19 protein-coding genes are annotated in these 18,250 nt (G+C 36.5%); 17 read left to right on the plus strand and 2 right to left on the minus strand.

The genetic code is table 11. The annotated features are described in order from the left end of the window. The first annotated feature begins 84 nt into the window (after positions 1–84). The 16 genes from hflK (at position 85) to BM260_RS08495 (ending at position 16,186) form a co-directional block, all read left to right on the plus strand. Positions 85–1,080 (plus strand): FtsH protease activity modulator HflK, encoded by a 996-nt coding sequence (gene hflK / locus BM260_RS08420; RefSeq protein WP_093536903.1) that lies wholly within the window; start codon positions 85–87, stop codon positions 1,078–1,080. After that, positions 1,080–2,060 (plus strand): protease modulator HflC, encoded by a 981-nt coding sequence (gene hflC, locus BM260_RS08425; protein WP_093536904.1) that lies wholly within the window; start codon positions 1,080–1,082, stop codon positions 2,058–2,060. Before hflK ends, hflC begins: the two co-directional genes overlap by 1 nt. A 78-nt stretch (positions 2,061–2,138) precedes the next feature. Continuing rightward, positions 2,139–4,766, plus strand: a complete 2,628-nt coding sequence (gene polA, locus BM260_RS08430; protein WP_093536905.1) for a DNA polymerase I — start codon at positions 2,139–2,141, stop codon at positions 4,764–4,766. A 12-nt stretch (positions 4,767–4,778) separates the two neighbouring features. Then, complete coding sequence (gene mutM / locus BM260_RS08435) at positions 4,779–5,651, plus strand: bifunctional DNA-formamidopyrimidine glycosylase/DNA-(apurinic or apyrimidinic site) lyase (RefSeq protein WP_093536906.1); 873 nt, start codon at positions 4,779–4,781, stop codon at positions 5,649–5,651. Positions 5,652–5,663: 12 nt separating this feature from the next. Then, entirely contained in the window at positions 5,664–6,260 is a 597-nt protein-coding gene (gene coaE, locus BM260_RS08440) for a dephospho-CoA kinase (RefSeq protein WP_093536907.1), read from the plus strand. Positions 6,261–6,734: 474 nt separating this feature from the next. Further along, positions 6,735–7,739 carry a glyceraldehyde-3-phosphate dehydrogenase gene (locus BM260_RS08445; protein ID WP_093536908.1) on the plus strand — a complete coding sequence of 335 codons (1,005 nt, stop codon included), beginning with the start codon at positions 6,735–6,737 and terminating at the stop codon, positions 7,737–7,739. 199 nt (positions 7,740–7,938) lie between these two features. After that, positions 7,939–8,322 (plus strand): adenosylmethionine decarboxylase, encoded by a 384-nt coding sequence (gene speD, locus BM260_RS08450; RefSeq protein ID WP_093536909.1) that lies wholly within the window; start codon positions 7,939–7,941, stop codon positions 8,320–8,322. A gap of 121 nt (positions 8,323–8,443) precedes the next feature. Further along, on the plus strand, positions 8,444–8,908 hold the full coding sequence (gene nrdR / locus BM260_RS08455) for a transcriptional regulator NrdR (protein ID WP_093536910.1): 465 nt from the start codon (positions 8,444–8,446) through the stop codon (positions 8,906–8,908). A 50-nt stretch (positions 8,909–8,958) separates the two neighbouring features. Then, complete coding sequence (locus BM260_RS08460; protein ID WP_245762680.1) at positions 8,959–10,314, plus strand: replication initiation and membrane attachment family protein; 1,356 nt, start codon at positions 8,959–8,961, stop codon at positions 10,312–10,314. Positions 10,315–10,323: 9 nt separating this feature from the next. After that, positions 10,324–11,262 carry a primosomal protein DnaI gene (gene dnaI / locus BM260_RS08465; RefSeq protein ID WP_093536912.1) on the plus strand — a complete coding sequence of 313 codons (939 nt, stop codon included), beginning with the start codon at positions 10,324–10,326 and terminating at the stop codon, positions 11,260–11,262. 439 nt (positions 11,263–11,701) lie between these two features. Then, the gene (gene thrS, locus BM260_RS08470) at positions 11,702–13,627 is read left to right on the plus strand and encodes a threonine--tRNA ligase (protein ID WP_093536913.1); all 1,926 of its coding nucleotides are present in this window, start codon (positions 11,702–11,704) and stop codon (positions 13,625–13,627) included. A 298-nt stretch (positions 13,628–13,925) separates the two neighbouring features. Next, complete coding sequence (infC, locus tag BM260_RS08475; protein ID WP_217646099.1) at positions 13,926–14,447, plus strand: translation initiation factor IF-3; 522 nt, start codon at positions 13,926–13,928, stop codon at positions 14,445–14,447. A 29-nt stretch (positions 14,448–14,476) separates the two neighbouring features. Beyond that, the gene (gene rpmI, locus BM260_RS08480; protein WP_093536914.1) at positions 14,477–14,677 is read left to right on the plus strand and encodes a 50S ribosomal protein L35; all 201 of its coding nucleotides are present in this window, start codon (positions 14,477–14,479) and stop codon (positions 14,675–14,677) included. A gap of 26 nt (positions 14,678–14,703) precedes the next feature. Next, positions 14,704–15,063 (plus strand): 50S ribosomal protein L20, encoded by a 360-nt coding sequence (gene rplT, locus BM260_RS08485; protein ID WP_093536915.1) that lies wholly within the window; start codon positions 14,704–14,706, stop codon positions 15,061–15,063. Positions 15,064–15,123: 60 nt separating this feature from the next. After that, positions 15,124–15,408: a DUF1294 domain-containing protein gene (locus BM260_RS08490; protein WP_093536916.1), complete on the plus strand. Its 285-nt coding sequence runs from the start codon at positions 15,124–15,126 to the stop codon at positions 15,406–15,408. A gap of 328 nt (positions 15,409–15,736) precedes the next feature. Then, positions 15,737–16,186 (plus strand): DUF4362 domain-containing protein, encoded by a 450-nt coding sequence (locus BM260_RS08495; protein ID WP_093536917.1) that lies wholly within the window; start codon positions 15,737–15,739, stop codon positions 16,184–16,186. Positions 16,187–16,347: 161 nt separating this feature from the next. Here BM260_RS08495 and BM260_RS08500 read toward each other — a convergent pair whose 3' ends face one another. Together BM260_RS08500 and BM260_RS08505 are read right to left on the minus strand one after the other, a co-directional pair. Continuing rightward, on the minus strand, positions 16,348–16,890 hold the full coding sequence (locus BM260_RS08500; RefSeq protein ID WP_245762674.1) for a tetratricopeptide repeat protein: 543 nt from the start codon (positions 16,888–16,890) through the stop codon (positions 16,348–16,350). Between the two features lie 393 nt (positions 16,891–17,283). Further along, positions 17,284–17,667 carry a sigma-w pathway protein ysdB gene (locus BM260_RS08505; protein WP_093536918.1) on the minus strand — a complete coding sequence of 128 codons (384 nt, stop codon included), beginning with the start codon at positions 17,665–17,667 and terminating at the stop codon, positions 17,284–17,286. A 93-nt stretch (positions 17,668–17,760) separates the two neighbouring features. Between BM260_RS08505 and BM260_RS08510 the strand changes: the two genes are divergently transcribed. Beyond that, complete coding sequence (locus BM260_RS08510; protein ID WP_093536919.1) at positions 17,761–18,246, plus strand: dUTP diphosphatase; 486 nt, start codon at positions 17,761–17,763, stop codon at positions 18,244–18,246. The last annotated feature ends 4 nt before the right edge of the window (positions 18,247–18,250 follow it).

The raw sequence follows: 18,250 nt of genomic DNA on the forward strand, positions 1-18,250 counted from the left end.
AAGGAAACAAGTATTCTATTAATTTTGAAACTAATTACCAACTTAAACCGTAAAAGGAAGTATACATAAAAAGGAGGAAATAATATGAGTACTAAAAGATTATTAACTATTATCGCTTTGAGCTTAATGGGCATTATGTTAATTTCTGCTGTTTTTACTTCATGGTATACGGTAGATGAGTCGGAACAAGCAATCGTCATCACATTTGGTGAAGCGAGTGAGCCAATAGTGGATCCGGGATTGAAGTTTAAAATGCCATGGCCAATTCAAACAGTAGAAAAACTGTCTAAAGAAACGTTTAGTCTGAAATTTGGTTATAGCCAATCTGCAGATGGAGAAATCGAATCATTTGATAAGGATACAAAAATGATTACAGGGGATGACAATATTGTATTAACGGATTTAGTCGTTCAATGGAAAATAACAGATCCTAAATCATATTTATTTAACGCGGAAAATCCAAGAGAACTACTTCATGATGCAACTTCAGCTTCGATACGTTCCATTATTGGGAACTCTAAAATAGATGATGCGTTAACATCTGGGAAAGCTCAAATTGAGAGTGATACAAATGATTTGCTACGCTCGTTAATAGAAAAGTACGATATTGGTATCTCTGTATTAACAGTGAAGCTACAAGATGTGGAGCTTCCCAATGCAGAAGTTCGTTCAGCATTTACAGCGGTAACGGACGCTGAAGAAACGAAAAATACAAAAGTAAATCAGGCCGATAAATACAAGAACCAAAAGTTAAGTGAAGCAATAGGTGAAAAAGATGCGATTATATCTAACGCGAATGGGTATAAAACCGCTCGTATAGAACAAGCAAAAGGGGATATAGCACTATTTGATAAACTCTATGTAGAATATCAAAATAACAAAGAGATTACAAAACAGCGTTTAGTTATGGAGACATTAGATGCAGTACTACCAAATGCTAATTTGTATATTATGAATGATGATGGTGGGACGATGAAATATCTCCCTCTTCAATCACTAGAAGCAACTAAACAAGCAACTCCACCAGCTAGCACTACAACTGAAACAGAGACAGAAACAGAAGAAGGGAGCGGAAAGTAATGACTGAAAACAAAAATCCATTCTCCAATCTAGAAGCAAAGTTTAAGACTGTAGATAACAAAGCAAGTAAAGCTCCTAAAGAGAAAAAACCGATAGATTACAAAAAATACACGAAGTCATTTATCGCCATCTTCTTAGTTTTTGTCTTGTTCATTATCGCCCTTGCGAATATCTATGTGGTCAAAGAGGGAGAATTTAAAGTTATTCGTCAGTTCGGGGAGATCAAAGACATTAAACAAAATCCCGGAATTCATATGAAAATACCATTCGTTCAATCTGTCACTACAGTACCTAAATATCAAATGAATTATAATATATCTGAGGCAGAAATAAATACGAAAGACAAACGTCGAATCATTATTGATAATTACGCAGTGTGGAGAGTGGTAAATCCAAAAGAGATGATCTCTAGTGCGGGTACATTAGTTGGAGCTGGCTCCCGTATGGAGGAATTCATCTACTCAGTTGTTCGCTCGGAGCTAGGTCAATTAGAATATAGTGAAATTATTAATGATGAAAATTCATCTCGTGGTAGTTTGAATGATCAAATAACAAACCATGTTAATGAGTTATTGAAAAAAGATAACTATGGAATTGAAGTAATAGATGTTCGTATTAAACGAACAGATCTTCCTCTGGAAAATGAGCAATCTGTATACAATGAAATGATTTCAGAAAGACAAAGTATTGCTCAAAAATTCCTATCTACCGGAGATGCAGATAAACGTAGAATTGAAGCGGAAACTGATCGCGAGGTTCGTGAAATGTTGGCATCTGCCAATAAAGAAGCATCTGTCATAGCGGCTGAAGGGGATGCAGAGGCAGCAAAAATCTATAACCAAAGTTTTTCAAAGGATCCCGAGTTCTATTCACTGTACAGAACTTTAGAATCTTATAAGAAAACAATTGGAAGTGAAACGATGATCATTATCCCTTCTGATTCACCATATGCAAACATCCTATCAGGTTATCTAGAATAGTATATGAATCGTCATTCTCCTTACTGTCATGGTAAGATATAGGGAATGACGGTTTTTATTATTAAGGAGTGAATGTATTTGTCAACCGAGAAAATCCTATTATTAGACGGCAACAGTTTGGCATACCGAGCTTTTTTTGCCCTACCTTTATTAACAAATGAACATGGAATACATACAAACGCAGTATATGGCTTTACAATGATGCTACAAAAAATTATGGATGAAGAAAATCCTACTCATATGCTCGTGGCATTTGATGCCGGTAAAACGACCTTCCGTCACTCTACTTTTGGCGATTATAAAGGTGGAAGACAAAAAACACCACCAGAACTATCGGAACAATTCCCTTATATACGTAAGTTAATCGATGCTTATGGTATTAAGCGATACGAACTGGAAATGTATGAGGCAGACGATATTATCGGTACTTTAAGTAAGCAAGCAGACGAAAAAGGGCAGCAAGTTGTAATTGTTTCAGGTGATAAAGATTTAACACAACTAGCTACAGATAAAACAACTGTGTATATCACAAGAAAAGGCATTACCGATATTGAAAAATATACACCTGAACATGTACAAGAAAAGTATGGCTTAACTCCATTACAGATTATAGACATGAAAGGTTTAATGGGAGATGCTTCTGATAATATTCCAGGAGTTCCTGGTGTCGGAGAAAAAACAGCTATTAAGCTTTTAAAAGAACATGGTTCGGTTGAGGATTTATATAAAGCACTTGATACAGTTAGTGGCGTTAAACTAAAAGAAAAACTCATCGCCAACGAAGAGCAGGCAATTATGAGTAAGGCATTAGCTACGATTGAAACAGCTGCACCGATACAGATTTCTATAGACGATCTTTCATATACTGGTCCTAATATGGAAGAAGTAATTGAAGTTTGGAAGGAACTAGCTTTTAAAACTCTTCTCGAGAAATCTGACTATATTTCAGAGGAATCCGAAACTACAGAAGTTGCATTCGAGATTGTTGAAAAAATTGACTCTACAATATTAGATAAAGTAATGTCAGTCCATTTAGAAATGTATGATGGGCAATATCATACAAGCGAATTATTAGGTATTGCTTTATCAGATGGAGAAAAGGGTTATTTTGCTCCTGCTGATATAGCTTTTCAATCGAAGGATTTTTGTTCTTGGTTAGAAAATGCTACGAATAAAAAGTATTTAGCAGATTCCAAAGCGACACAAGCAGTGAGTAGAAAACATAATGTGAACGTACATGGAGTGGAATTCGACCTTCTTTTAGCAGCGTATATAGTAAATCCTGCTATTTCTTCAGAGGATGTTGCGGCTATTGCAAAAGAATTTGGATATTTTAACTTGCTGACAAACGATAGTGTTTATGGAAAAGGTGCCAAAAAAACCGCACCCGAAATCGAGAAAATTGCAGAACATGCCGTAAGAAAGGCAAGGGCTATTTGGGACTTGAAAGAAAAGTTAGAAGTAAAACTGGAAGAAAATGAACAATATGCGTTGTATAAAGAAATAGAGCTACCGCTTGCATCTATCCTTGGTACGATGGAATCAGATGGGGTACTGGTGGATAAACAAATTCTTGTAGAAATGGGTCATGAGCTTAATATTAAGTTACGAGCGATTGAACAAGACATTTATGCGTTAGCTGGTGAAACGTTTAATATTAATTCACCTAAACAATTAGGTGTAATACTATTTGAAAAAATTGGTCTTACCCCTATTAAAAAGACAAAAACGGGCTATTCAACTGCAGCAGATGTTTTGGAAAAACTAGCAAGTGAACATGAAATAATTGAGCAAATTCTACTATATCGTCAATTAGGTAAACTCAATTCCACATATATCGAAGGATTATTAAAAGAGATTCATGAAGATGATGGGAAGATCCATACCCGATATCAACAAGCCTTAACTTCAACTGGGCGTTTGAGTTCGATCAATCCAAACCTTCAAAATATACCAGTTCGTTTAGAAGAAGGTAGAAAAATACGTAAAGCCTTTGTTCCTTCACAACCGGGATGGGTAATGTTTGCGGCGGATTACTCTCAAATTGAATTGCGTGTTCTTGCCCATATGTCTAAGGATGAAAACCTGGTAGAAGCTTTTAATAATGATCTGGATATTCATACTAAAACGGCTATGGATGTATTCCATGTGGAGCAGGAAGCAGTAACGTCCGATATGCGCCGTGCTGCTAAGGCAGTTAACTTTGGGATTGTGTATGGTATTAGTGATTATGGTTTATCACAAAACCTAGATATTACTAGAAAAGAAGCGGCGACATTTATCGAGAATTATTTAAATAGCTTCCCAGGTGTAAAAGGATATATGGATGATATCGTTCATGATGCGAAACAAACAGGCTACGTTACAACAATTTTGAATAGACGAAGATATTTGCCTGAAATAACAAGTTCTAACTTTAATCTCCGCAGTTTTGCAGAACGTACTGCTATGAATACACCAATTCAAGGGAGTGCAGCCGATATTATTAAAAAAGCAATGATCGATATGGCGGAAAGATTAATATCAGAAAATATGCAGACCAAAATGCTACTACAAGTACATGATGAATTAATTTTTGAGGCTCCACCAGAGGAAATTGCAATGCTAGAAAAAATAGTGCCAGAGGTTATGGAAAACGCTATTAAACTGATTGTACCTTTGAAAGTGGATTATGCCTTTGGTTCATCTTGGTATGACACGAAGTAGGGGGTAACTTGTATGCCGGAATTACCAGAAGTAGAGGGCGTATTACGCGCCCTTCAACCAATTGTAACTGGAAAGACTATTAAGTCAGTAGAAGTTTCTGAAACCATTTATAATTCCAAAGCAATTGGTAAAGAAGCAATTATTAAAGGGTTAGATGTAGAGCAGTTTTGTCTAGCTTTGCCTGGCACAAAGATCGACCATCTAGAAAGAAGGTCCAAATATATTTATTTTCATCTTCTAAAGGATGGACTCCCTTATATGCTTGTATCGCATTTGGGCATGTCAGGGGCATGGTTTTCTGTGAAAAACTTGCATGAAATTACAGAAGTTAAGTTTAGAAAGCATGCGCATGTTACCATCTATTTTGAAGAAGGGGATCTGTTAGTCTATTCGGATATCCGACGGTTTGGCGAACTGCGATTCTTAGAAACAGAAGCGGACTACCCACCTCTACTATTAATGGCACCTGAGCCTTTTGATCAGCATGCATTAGATCATTTTCTGCATATGAGTGCATTGCCAAAATACGAAAATAAAGCAATAAAAGAATTTATCATGGATGGTCATGTTGTATCTGGTTGTGGCAATATTTATGCAACAGAAGCATTATTTCGTATGAAAATACATCCGGCTCGGGCAGTAAAAAGAATTAGTAGAGAGCGGAAAATTCATTTGTTTCAAGAAATTGTAATTGTCTTACTTGATAGTATAGAAAATGGGGGTAGTACGATCTCTGATTATCGTACTATTAATGGCGGAGCAGGAAATATGCAAAATAGACTTCAAATGTATGGCAAAAAGGAATGTGGATTCTGTGGCACGAAAACGAAACAGAAGACAATCGGTGGTCGGACATCTACCTATTGCCCAGCATGTCAAAAATAAGGGAGCAACCAGATGATTATTGGATTAACGGGAAGTATTGCTAGTGGGAAAAGCACCGTTGCGAATATGTTATCGGAAATGGGCTTTCCCATTATTGATGCAGATCTTGTCGCGCGTATAGTAGTTGAAAAAGGAACTGCGACTCTAGAGACAATTAAAGAAGTATTTGGTACACAAGTTATCCATGAGGATGGAACGTTAAATAGGGAAGAATTAGGGGCATTAATTTTTTCAGATCCTTCCAAACGTAAGCAGTTAAATGATATTATGCATCCTGCTATCCGGGAAGAAATGTTAGTGCAAAGGCAACAGCTTGTGCAACAAGGGCATCCAGTAATTATTATGGATATACCATTGCTTTTTGAAAGTAGATTACAATCTTTTGTCGATAAAATCCTTGTTGTGACTGTAACTGAACAAAAACAATTAGAAAGATTGATGGCTCGAAATGGTTTTACACATGAAGAAGCCAGATTACGTATTCAATCACAATTACCTTTGTCTGTTAAAGAAGAAGGTGCGGATGCGGTTATTTATAATAATGAAACCATCGAGGAAACAAAACAACAATTGCAAAAAGTATTGGCGATTTGGGAGCAAACAAACTAAAGGTTAGTTAATAACATTTTAAGCATTAGAATTCGAAAAGTGATACTATTTTTTCGCAAGTGGAAATAAAGAAGAAGAGAAGCGTCTGAATTTGTATCTTCAGATGCTTTTTCTATGTAGAAGGAAAAATTTCTTCTATTATTCCTAAATAGTATTGTTGAAGAGGATTTGCTTGCAGATAAATGCCATCATATTTTCGGAAAAAGAAAGGCTGTTTGTGACGTTAGTCATAAACAGCCTTTTAAAAATACTCGGTAATAGTAGAGAAATAATTCGAATCATAGCCAACAAGAAACTATAGTAACAGGTTTTCACTTTCCCAACTTCAGTTGTTCTGTAACCAACTGCAAAGTTATTTGAAAATACTAACATTTATAATATATACTTTAGGGGCTACACAATAAAGAAAATGTGTTATACTAATTCAAGGTTATAAACAATTAAGTATCACACAGTTACAGGAGGACTTTTCACATGACAGTTTCAGTAGCGATTAATGGTTTTGGACGTATCGGACGTATGGTTTTTCGTCAAGCAATAGCACAAGAGGATTTAAATGTGGTAGCGATAAATGCGAGATACCCATTAGAGACGTTGGCACATCTTATTAAATATGATTCTACACATGGTACTTTCACTGGAGATATTTCATTAGCAGAAAACGCACTAATCATTGATGGTCAGCGTGTTCAAATTGTGGATGATCGAGATCCAGCAAATTTACCTTGGAAAGAGTTAAACGTGGATATTGTAATTGAATCTACTGGAAAATTTAATGATGGAGAAAAAGCTAAAGCACATATCGAAGCTGGTGCGAAAAAGGTAATAATCACAGCTCCTGCAAAAAACGAAGATGCCACAATTGTTATGGGAGTTAACGATGATAAATTAGATTCATCGATTCACCATATTATTTCAAACGCTAGCTGTACTACAAATTGCTTAGCACCTGTAGTTAAAGTATTAAATGATACATTTGGTATTGAAAATGGGTTAATGACGACTGTTCATGCATATACAAACGATCAGAACAATCTCGATAATCCTCATAAAGATTTAAGACGTGCACGTGCTTGTGGCCAATCAATCATTCCAACTTCTACTGGCGCTGCGAAAGCACTTTCACTTGTGTTACCTGAGCTTCAAGGGAAAATTCATGGTATGGCGTTACGTGTGCCGACTCCGAATGTCTCTTTAGTAGATTTAGTAGTAGATTTACAGAAGGATGTTACTGTTGAAGAAGTAAATGATGCTTTTGTAAAAGCATCTGAAGGGGCAATGCAAGGGATTTTAGGAATTACGATGGAGCCGCTAGTATCAATCGACTTTAATACTTCTACATTATCTACTACAGTAGATGGGTTAACTACTATGGTAATTGGTAACCGTAAAGTGAAGGTTCTTGCATGGTATGATAACGAGTGGGGTTACTCTGCTAGAGTAGTGGACCTTACTAAAAAAGTAGCTTTATCACTGTAATTATCTTATCCTCTTTCTAGCTGATAGAAAGAGGATTTATTAGTTCTTGCATAATTCTGTAAAACAACATATAATGAGAATCGTGTTACTTTATTAGAACACCGACTACTTAAAGGGTTAGGACCTCTTTGGACTAACTTTCCCCCGTGGTAGTCAACTTTGAGGTTAAAAATAAACTTATCAAAGGGGGAAACGGACATTGGAAACAATGGGACGTCACATTATTGCAGAACTATGGGAGTGCGATTTCGACAAACTTAACGATATGCAATTTATCGAACAAACATTTGTTGATGCTGCACTAAAATCTGGTGCAGAAGTTAGAGAAGTTGCATTTCACAAATTTGCGCCACAAGGTGTAAGTGGAGTCGTTATTATTTCCGAATCGCATTTAACGATTCACAGCTTTCCAGAGCATGGTTATGCGAGCATTGATGTGTATACATGTGGTGATTTGGATCCATCAATCGCAGCTAACTATATTGCAGATGCTCTTAATGCTGGAATTCGCGAAACGTTAGAAATGCCACGTGGTATGGGACCAGTTAAAAAGCCTGCATCACGTTTGACAGTTCAAGCGTAATAAATTTATACCTGACTGAGTGAGCAGAGGAGTGATTCCTCTGCTTTTTCGATTTTATAGAAGAATATTGTTATAATAGATACATACATAAAAATACCGTGAAGAATTAGGAGAGATCTATATGAGATGCCCAACTTGTCAATACAATGGCACAAAAGTTGTCGATTCTCGTCCTGTGGATGACAATAAGGCAATCCGAAGAAGAAGAGAGTGCGAAGAATGTGGGTTTCGTTTTACCACATTCGAAAAAGTAGAAGAAACACCATTAATCGTTATTAAAAAAGATGGTTCTCGAGAAGAGTTCAGTCGAGAAAAAGTATTGCGTGGGCTAATTCGTGCATGTGAAAAGAGACCAGTGGAGTTAGAACGACTAGAAAATATTGTTTTCTCTATAGAAAAAGAATTGCGAAGAATGGGAAATGCAGAAGTTAGGTCAGAGGACGTCGGAGAGATTGTCATGGACCAGCTAGCAGAAGTAGATGAAGTAGCTTATGTTCGTTTTGCTTCCGTCTATCGCCAATTTAAAGATATAAATGTATTTATCGATGAATTAAAGGAAATTTTAAAGAAAAACCCTTCCTTATAAATAGCATTATTTTAATACTTATCAATATAAAGGAGTAGATACAATTGTCGATGTTATATAAAGAACTACAGCCAGCAGATTTGTATATGATTCGCTTACCATATTCTTTATCAGATTATGATCGGCAATTGTTAACTTTGTTTTATCAACCGTTAGTTGGAGCAGAAAGCATAAGTTTGTATTTAACACTTTGGGCAGACGGAGAACATAATGATAAAGAGCGATGGTCACATTATCAACTGATGAATGTCCTTGGAATGCCAATAGGGAAAATTTTTCAGGCCCGTCTTGCTCTGGAAGCAATTGGTCTTCTCCGTACTTGGAAAAAAACAATGGAGGATGGAAGTGTATTCCATTATGAACTTGCAGCACCATTAGATGCTGAGTCATTTTTAAAGGATCCATTACTTTCTATGTTTTTGCTCAATAAAGTAGGAGAAAATGCCTTTAAACAACTACGTAATCGATTTATACTAAGTTCTAATTGGAATGACGGTTTCACGGACGTCTCTAGAACTTTTGTTGATGTATTTAAACCGTCTACTAAAATGAATAATACTGTATCTTACGATGAAGATTTCGAATCGAAGGAAAGAAAGTCTTCTGTTCCTTTTTATTATAATGACTTTGACTTTTCGTTACTTCAAGAAGGTCTTTCAGAACAATTAGTGCCTAAATCAGCGATGACAATAGAAGCGAAAGAAGTAATTGCAAAACTCTCTTTTTTATATAATTTAAGTCCTGTGGAAATGCAAAAAGTTGTTATACTAGCGTTAGATGATGATCTGCATTTATCCGAAGCGAGATTAAAGAAAGCGTGTGCAGATTATTACAAGCTGACTGTTTCGAAAGTAGCGCCTATTATTGAAAAGATTGAGAAAAAAACTGTACCTTCTGAACCTACGGGGCCTTTAACAAAAGAAGGTGAGTTAATACATTATTTAGAAACAACGCCTCCGATATCTGTATTAAAAGATATTGCGAATGGGAAAGAACCAATTCTTGCAGACGTTCAGTTGGCGAATCATTTTGTTACTCATTTTAAAATGCCAGTTGGAGTTGTAAATGTATTGTTGCAATATGTATTACTTCGTACAGATATGAAACTCACGAAAAATTATGCAGAGAAAATTGCTTCTCATTGGATGAGGAAGAATGTCAAAACAGCCAAAGAAGCAATGGAGCTTGCTCGAAACGAACATGAACAATATGTAAAATGGAAAAACGAAGGTTCTCCACAAAAAACATATACTAAAAAACCGACTCGCGAGGAAAAAGTGCCTGATTGGTTTTATAAAAAAGATGGAGAAACGAAAAAATCAACTGGTAAAAATACAAATGGAATACAAAATATTGATGAAGAACGGCAAAAATTATTAGCAGAGCTAGGCATGCTGAAAAGGTAGGTGGCAAAAGTGGAACGTATAAATGAAACCTTAAAAAGAGTTATATCTCCTGAATTTACTACACGACTTAACGATATGAAAAAAGAAGTTTTGGAAGACACGAGAGTGCAAAAGTTTCTAGAGGAGAACGCCTCAGATATTAATAAAGAGATAGTCGATCGTAGTTTGAGTAAGTTATATGAATTTATTTCTCAATCCCATGATTGTGGTTCTTGTCCATCGCTAGATCAGTGTCAGAATTACATGAAGGGGTATGAACCTAAACTAGTCCTTGACCGAAATTTGATAGATAATAATTTTGTTCGTTGCAAACGAGGCATTATTGAAGACGAGCGTAAGAAAGTTATTTCCATGATTAACAGTATTCATATGCCTAAAGAGGTTATGGAAGCAACGCTTGCCGGAGTAGATTTAGAGGATGGCAGTAGGGTAGTTGCTGTTCGCGCAGCTAAAGACTTTTTGAATGAATGGGAGCGTACAAACGTACTTCCAACTAAAGGTTTATATATTTACGGGAAGTTTGGTGTAGGGAAATCTTATTTACTTGGTGCTTTGGCAAATGAGTTAGCCGCTAGACATATTCATTCGGTTGTTGTATATGTACCTGAATTTCTAAGAGAAATGAAACAAGCGATTCAAGATCATTCGCTTGCTGAGAAGATTGAATTTGTGAAACGTGCTCCTGTTTTAATGTTAGATGACATTGGAGCGGAGATTATGTCGAGTTGGACCCGTGATGAAATACTAGGGACAATCCTGCATTACCGAATGTCGGAACAACTGCCAACTTTTATGTCTTCTAACTTCAATTATGATGAATTACAACATCATTTATCTTTCACACAGCGTGGGGAAAAGGAAGTAGTAAAAGCTGGTCGAATTATGGAACGGATTAAAGCACTTACGACACCAATCTCACTTCAAGGTAAAAATTGGAGAGAAAGTTAATGAAAAAGAGGGAGACGGCAGGGCGAAAATTGATTCTATCTTGCAATTGATTTTTCTGTGGCGTATAATTATTTTCATAAGAATAGTTAAAATGCAAAGAAGAGGACAACAATCAGTTTGTACGACTTTTAAGAGAGAGAAGCCTTGGCTGTAAGCTTCTTAAGTATCGGCAATCGATTTACCACCTCCGAGCAGTGATTGTGAATTTATATAGCAATTACCGGTCACCGGCCCGTTAGCCGATGCAGAGCTTCGTCTATTTCATTCATCATTACTTCTTAAGTAATGGATAGACAGAAGAAGGGTGGAACCACGACTTTAACCTCGTCCCTTTCTAGGGATGGGGTTTTTTTGTTGTTTTCACAATGTCTAGCTCCAGTGCTTGTCGGGGCTAAAAACGGGCGCTTGCGCTTTTCTAATTATAAAAGGAGTGTTCAAAATGGCAGAAATTATTAAATTGAAGTTTCCAGATGGAGCGGTGAAGGAATTTCCTGTTTCGACAACTACAGAAGAAATAGCACAATCGATCAGTCCTGGATTACGTAAAAAAGCACTTGCCGGAAAACTTAGTGGCGTACTAATCGATCTTAAATCACCAATAATGGAGGATGGAGATATCTCAATCATAACTCCTGAATCTGACGAAGCGCTAGAAATCTTACGCCATAGCTCGGCACATTTACTTGCACAAGCAGTTAAACGCCTTTTCAAAGATGTTAAACTAGGTATTGGGCCAGTTATTGAAAATGGTTTTTACTATGATATTGATTCACCAGTACCGATTACTGCAGAAGACCTACCGTTAATCGAAAAAGAAATGAAAAAAATTATTAATGAAAATATTGAAATCATTCGTCATGATGTATCTCGTCAGGTTGCTTTTGACAAATTTAAAGAAGATGAATACAAAGTAGAACTTTTAGAAGCAATCCCCGAGGGAGAACAAGTTTCTATTTATGAGCAAGGAGATTTCTTTGACCTTTGCCGTGGCGTTCACGTGCCGTCAACAGGTAAGCTTAAGGAGTTCAAGCTATTAAGTATTGCTGGTGCATACTGGCGTGGAAATAGTGATAACAAAATGCTTCAACGTATTTATGGTACAGCATTCTTTAAAAAAGAAGAGCTTACACATCATTTAAATATGCTAGAAGAAGCAAAAGAACGTGATCACCGTAAAATTGGGAAAGAACTAGAATTATTTACAACTTCACAAAAAGTTGGTCAAGGTCTTCCACTTTGGTTACCAAACGGAGCTACTATCCGTCGTGTTATTGAGCGTTATATTGTAGACAAAGAGTTAAAACTTGGCTATAAACATGTATATACACCGGTATTAGGTTCGAAAGAGCTTTATGAAACTTCTGGTCACTGGGATCATTACCAAGATTCTATGTTTCCACCGATGGAAATGGATAATGAAACATTAGTGCTACGTCCGATGAACTGTCCACATCATATGATGGTGTTCAAAAGCGGAATGCATTCTTACAGAAACCTTCCGTTGCGTATTGCCGAATTAGGAACTATGCATCGTTATGAAATGTCAGGTGCCGTATCAGGCCTACAACGTGTTCGTGGTATGACTTTGAATGATGCACATTTATTTGTACGTCCAGACCAAATTAAATCAGAATTCCAAAAAGTCGTGGAATTAATTATTTCAGTTTATAAAGACTTTAACTTAGAAGACTATTCCTTCCGCCTTTCTTATCGTGATCCTCAAAACAAAGAGAAATACTTTGATAATGATGAGATGTGGGAAAAAGCACAAAATATGTTAAAAGAAGCAATGGACGAGCTTGGTTTAGATTATTTTGAAGCTGAAGATGAAGCAGCATTCTACGGTCCCAAATTAGATGTTCAAGTAAAAACTGCTATTGGTAAAGAGGAAACTTTATCAACTGTTCAACTAGATTTCTTATTACCAGAGCGCTTTGACTTAAATTACATTGGAGAAGATGGCAAGCATCACCGTCCAGTTGTTATTCACCGTGGAGTAGTTTCGACAATGGAACGCTTTGTGGCATTCCTAATTGAAGAGTATAAAGGTGCATTCCCAACTTGGTTGGCTCCTGTTCAAGTAGAAATCATACCTGTTTCCAATGAAGTGCATTTTGAATTTGCAAAACAAATCGAAGAGCAACTAGTAGCTGCAGGTCTCCGTGTTGAAATGGATGACCGTGAAGAAAAGCTAGGCTACAAGATTCGCGAGGCTCAAATGCAAAAAATACCGTATATGCTTGTACTAGGAGATAAAGAGCTAGAAGCTGGTAATGTTAACGTTCGTAAATACGGAGAACAACAGTCAGAAAGTATTCCATTTGCGGAGTTCTTAGAACGTTTGAAAGAAGAAGTAGCACATTAATAGATTTAGTGTTGACATGAATGTATCAACATGCTATAGTTATTAAGGTTATTGAATACAAGTTTGCGGTATAAGAAGAGGCTGCCCGCTTCTCACCTGTTTGACACCTACAAGTGTTGTTGACTGGTAAGCATGTGATCGACTGTAACATGTAGTTTTCTACATGTACTCATATCGGCGGGCAGACATACAACATATGTCTGTCTGCTTTTTTTATGGATCAAAACGGTGTAACTAGTTCGTTTTTATGAACTTTATGCCCAAACCATGTATTCGCGACACTATTTGGAGGTGGATCATTATTAGCAAAGACATGTATGTAAACGATGGCATTCGAGCACGCGAAATACGAGTTATTGATCAGAACGGCGATCAATTAGGATTAAAAACACGTAACGAAGCACTTGAAATTGCAGGTCGTGTAAATTTGGATCTTGTCCTTGTGGCTCCTCAAGCCAAGCCGCCGGTCGCTCGTATCATGGACTATGGTAAATTCAAATTTGAGCAGCAAAAGAAAGATCGTGAAGTTCGTAAAAATCAAAAAATCATCATAATGAAAGAGGTTCGTTTGAGCCCAACAATAGATGAACATGATTTCCAAACGAAATTGAAAAACGCGATAAAGTTCCTTGAAAAAGGAGATAAAGTGAAAGCTTCTATCCGCTTTAAAGGCCGTGCCATCACTCATAAAGAGATTGGACAACGAGTTTTAGATAGATTTGCAGAAGCTTGTACGGAAGTATCCACTGTCGAGTCAAAACCGAAAATGGATGGCCGTAGTATGTTTTTAGTGCTTGCACCAAAAAACGAGAAACAATAAAGAGTACAATTGTTTAGGAGGAATTCGACATGCCGAAAATGAAAACTCACCGTGGAGCTGCAAAGCGTTTCAAAAAAACCGGAACTGGAAAATTAGTACATGACCGTGCTTTTGGAAGCCACTTATTCGCTAACAAGTCTACTAAAGCTAAACGTAAACTACGTAAATCTAAAGTAGCATCTTCAGGCGATTACAAACGTATCAAAACTTTATTAACTTACATGAAATAATAACAGATAGCAGGAGGTAATGAATCATGCCACGCGTAAAAAGCACACCAGTAACTAAAAATCGTCGTAAAAAAATTATAAAATTAGCAAAAGGTTATTACGGTTCTAAACATACATTATACAAAGTTGCTAACCAAGCAGTAATGAAATCATTCATGTATGCATACCGTGATCGTCGTAACAAAAAACGTGATTTCCGTAGATTATGGATTACACGTATCAATGCGGCAGCACGTATGAACGGTCTTTCGTATAGCCGTTTAATGCACGGATTGAAGTTAGCTGAAATCGAAGTTAACCGTAAAATGTTAGCGGATCTTGCAGTAACTGATACTCAAGCATTTACACAACTTGCAGATTTAGCTAAAAAAGCAATCGCAAAATAATTTAAGTTAAAAAAGCTGATAGAGATTCTATCAGCTTTTTTTGTACAGGGAGCAGAAAATATGACAAATGTTATTCTTGTTTTCATATTAATCATGTCCATTATTGCTTTTTTTGTAATGGGTTACGACAAATCACAGGCAAAAAAACATGGCCAACGTATATCAGAAAAAACCCTTTGGACACTTGCAATTATGGGTGGAGGAATCGGTGCGTATGTTGGAATGCAATTATTTCGCCATAAAACGAAGCATACAAATTTTCGAGTAGGCTTTTTGATGCTACTGATTTTATATGCATTTTTGATATTTTACATATTCACAACAGACAGCTCTATTATTGCATAGAGGCTGTCTTTTTTTTGCACTGGTTTCCGCAGAGCAGACAGAACTGTGTTGAGCGCCACTAATTTAATGACCTTTAAGAGCTTATTGAAAATGAAGGATGGCCAGGGTTCATGGCGGTTTTTTGGTGTGAATAAGCCGACAATGATGCCAATAGTACTAAAGAAGCTTAGAATGATGCTATTTTGTCTGTGAACAGTATATGACATTTTGCGGAAAGTAACATAAAAACCGCCTTCTGAAATGTTTTTTATGCATTGCTACGGGATAGATTCATGGTTTAGCGCATACATTGAAGGTGATATATCATGGATACCATGGGAGGATTAAAATGCGAAAACTTTTGTATCTACTACTGTTTCTCGGAACATGTATATTATCCGCTTGTTCCTATGATAGCGAAACAGCGGTTAAAAACGGCGATGTCATTAATATGCATGGACCTGTTTACAATTTCCCGCGCTTTGAACGATTCTTGGACAACATCGAAGCGAAAGAAGGGGCCTCCGTAAGGATTACCAATTATACGCTGGAAGGAGACCCAACATTGTACAATTTAACTTTCGACGGATCTTTATTCGATTTGGAAATTGATCGTTCAAAAAATAAGGATCGGGGAGACAACCCTGCTAAAGTGAACATAACCTGTGCGGAGCTAGTATCAGAGGAGGGACAGCAATTATTCACCTATACACTGGAAGGGTGTCAGCAAGATCCCCCCGTTGAAAGCTTCACAATCTTAAGCGTCATGAAGGAACAAGTAGAGGACCACGAGCATTGACTAGTACAAAATCGAAAACACCTCTTATAAAAAACTTTTTATAAATAAATAAACGCAGGAATTCATTCACGAATTACTGCGTTTTAATTGCATAAAAATAGGTTATTTCACAATCTTAAAAGAGAACGAATTAGAATCTCTGGCTTAATAATTTTCAATTATCACCAGGTTTCGTCAAGGTGTTGAGCATAGTAGGAAATTCCTCTTTTGAAGTACTGAAGACTTTCATCAGACGTTGTTTCCATCAAGTTAGTCAAAGCAATTTCCATTGCTTGTTTATAGTCTTTGGAATTGTATAGAGCCATTGAGTAAAAAATTTGTAGTCCGCGATGTTCGGGAAACTCTGTCACACCTCGTCGTAAAGTTTCAATTGCTTCTGGATAGTACCCCAAAGCTCGGTAGGTACTGCCAAGACCTAGTAAACATCTTTGAAGATCTTTTTTTGTGAGACCTAGCTCGAGAGCCCTTACATAATAGGGGATAGCTTCCTTCGAATATCCAGTGTTATCATGAACAATACCCGTCTGATAGTTGACTTCAGCGTGATCTGGATAGGTAGCGACCATTTCTAAAAGTAGAGTACGGGCTTCTTTCAGAATGTCTTGGTCTTGCTTAGCGCGTCCTTCTTCACGCAATTCAATTGCTTTGTCTAAAAGCAATTGCAGATTTGTTTTATCCGTATTATTCATTATTTTATCATTCATTTTTAAAACTCCCTCAAATGTAGTATTGCAAATGGCAAAGTAACATTGTAAACACAATACTCTCGGGGAATTTATTAATTTTGAAAGTAATTTTGTAAAAACAGTATCATTATCTTTTAATCCTCCTTAGAGATCAAGAATGAACACTAGGTTCCTCTTTATAGTAATATTCATGGAAACATACGTCAATTAGTTTTTGGAATTGTCAGTTATCTAAGGGGGGACTGATGATTCTGCAAAGGAGTTATAGAATTTCCATAGAGGTAAGTCATACAAGTCATACTTTGAAGGCTCTTGCGTAGGGCAAGCGCACATCCGTGTAGTGAAAAAATTAAAATTATCGCTTAAACAAAAAAAGTCAGTTGAAATTTCTCAACCGACTTTTTTATATTTCTATTCATCTTGCATTAATTGCTCGATAGGGCTTTTCCAGTTGATCTTGGCATCTGGATAATTCATCTTAATTTCATTTTGTAAAAAACGTAAGTCATCTTTCGTCAAACCTTGGAGTTTAGCGGGATCCTTAGTCCATATGAAAATAGAAACGACTTCGAATGCTTGGTCAGTCGTACCTAAATATTTTTCGCCTTCAAATAGGGCACCTTTATATGTGATAAAGAAGTTTTTACGAACATTTTTTACCTCATCATAAAAATAATATTGTTCCTTCTCATATGCTTCATCTAGTTTACGCATAGGGTCAAATAGATAGCGAAGGATTTTATAAAAAACGTATATAATCAGTGCCAATATAAACAATCTTAAGATATAGAACATCTCAAATGTCCTCCTTGTAAAATACATTGTACTTGCTATACGATAGAAGAGGTAGTTTGGTTTCAAAATAAATTAAAATATTTGGAGGAAATGATGAATTTACATAAACTTTTTACGATGCAGCGTGCTTTAGACCAATATATTCAATCTAACAAGCAAGTGAAAGAGGATGTTTTTATAAAAAAAGGGCTGGCACTAATTGTGGAACTTGCCGAATTAGCAAATGAAACGAGATGTTTTAAATTTTGGAGTGAAAAAGGACCTTCCGAACGTAGTGTTATATTAGAGGAATATGTCGATTCGATTCACTTTATATTATCTCTGGGTATAGAGAAAGAGCTAGAAGATTTAGAGGAGTGGCCACTTGAGGATATAGAGGGTGATTTAACTGCCCTTTTCATAGGTACCAATAAATCTATTTTGACATTTTTGGAAGAACCAACGAAAATTCACTACGAAAAAGTGTGGATCATGTACGGAGCAATTGCTGGAAAATTAGGTTTTAGTAGTGCGGATGTATTACAGGCTTATATTGCAAAAAATGAAATGAATTATGAACGACAAAAAAACGGTTATTAATATT

It is taken from the genome of Psychrobacillus psychrotolerans (assembly GCF_900115805.1).
Lineage (GTDB): Bacteria > Bacillota > Bacilli > Bacillales_A > Planococcaceae > Psychrobacillus > Psychrobacillus psychrotolerans.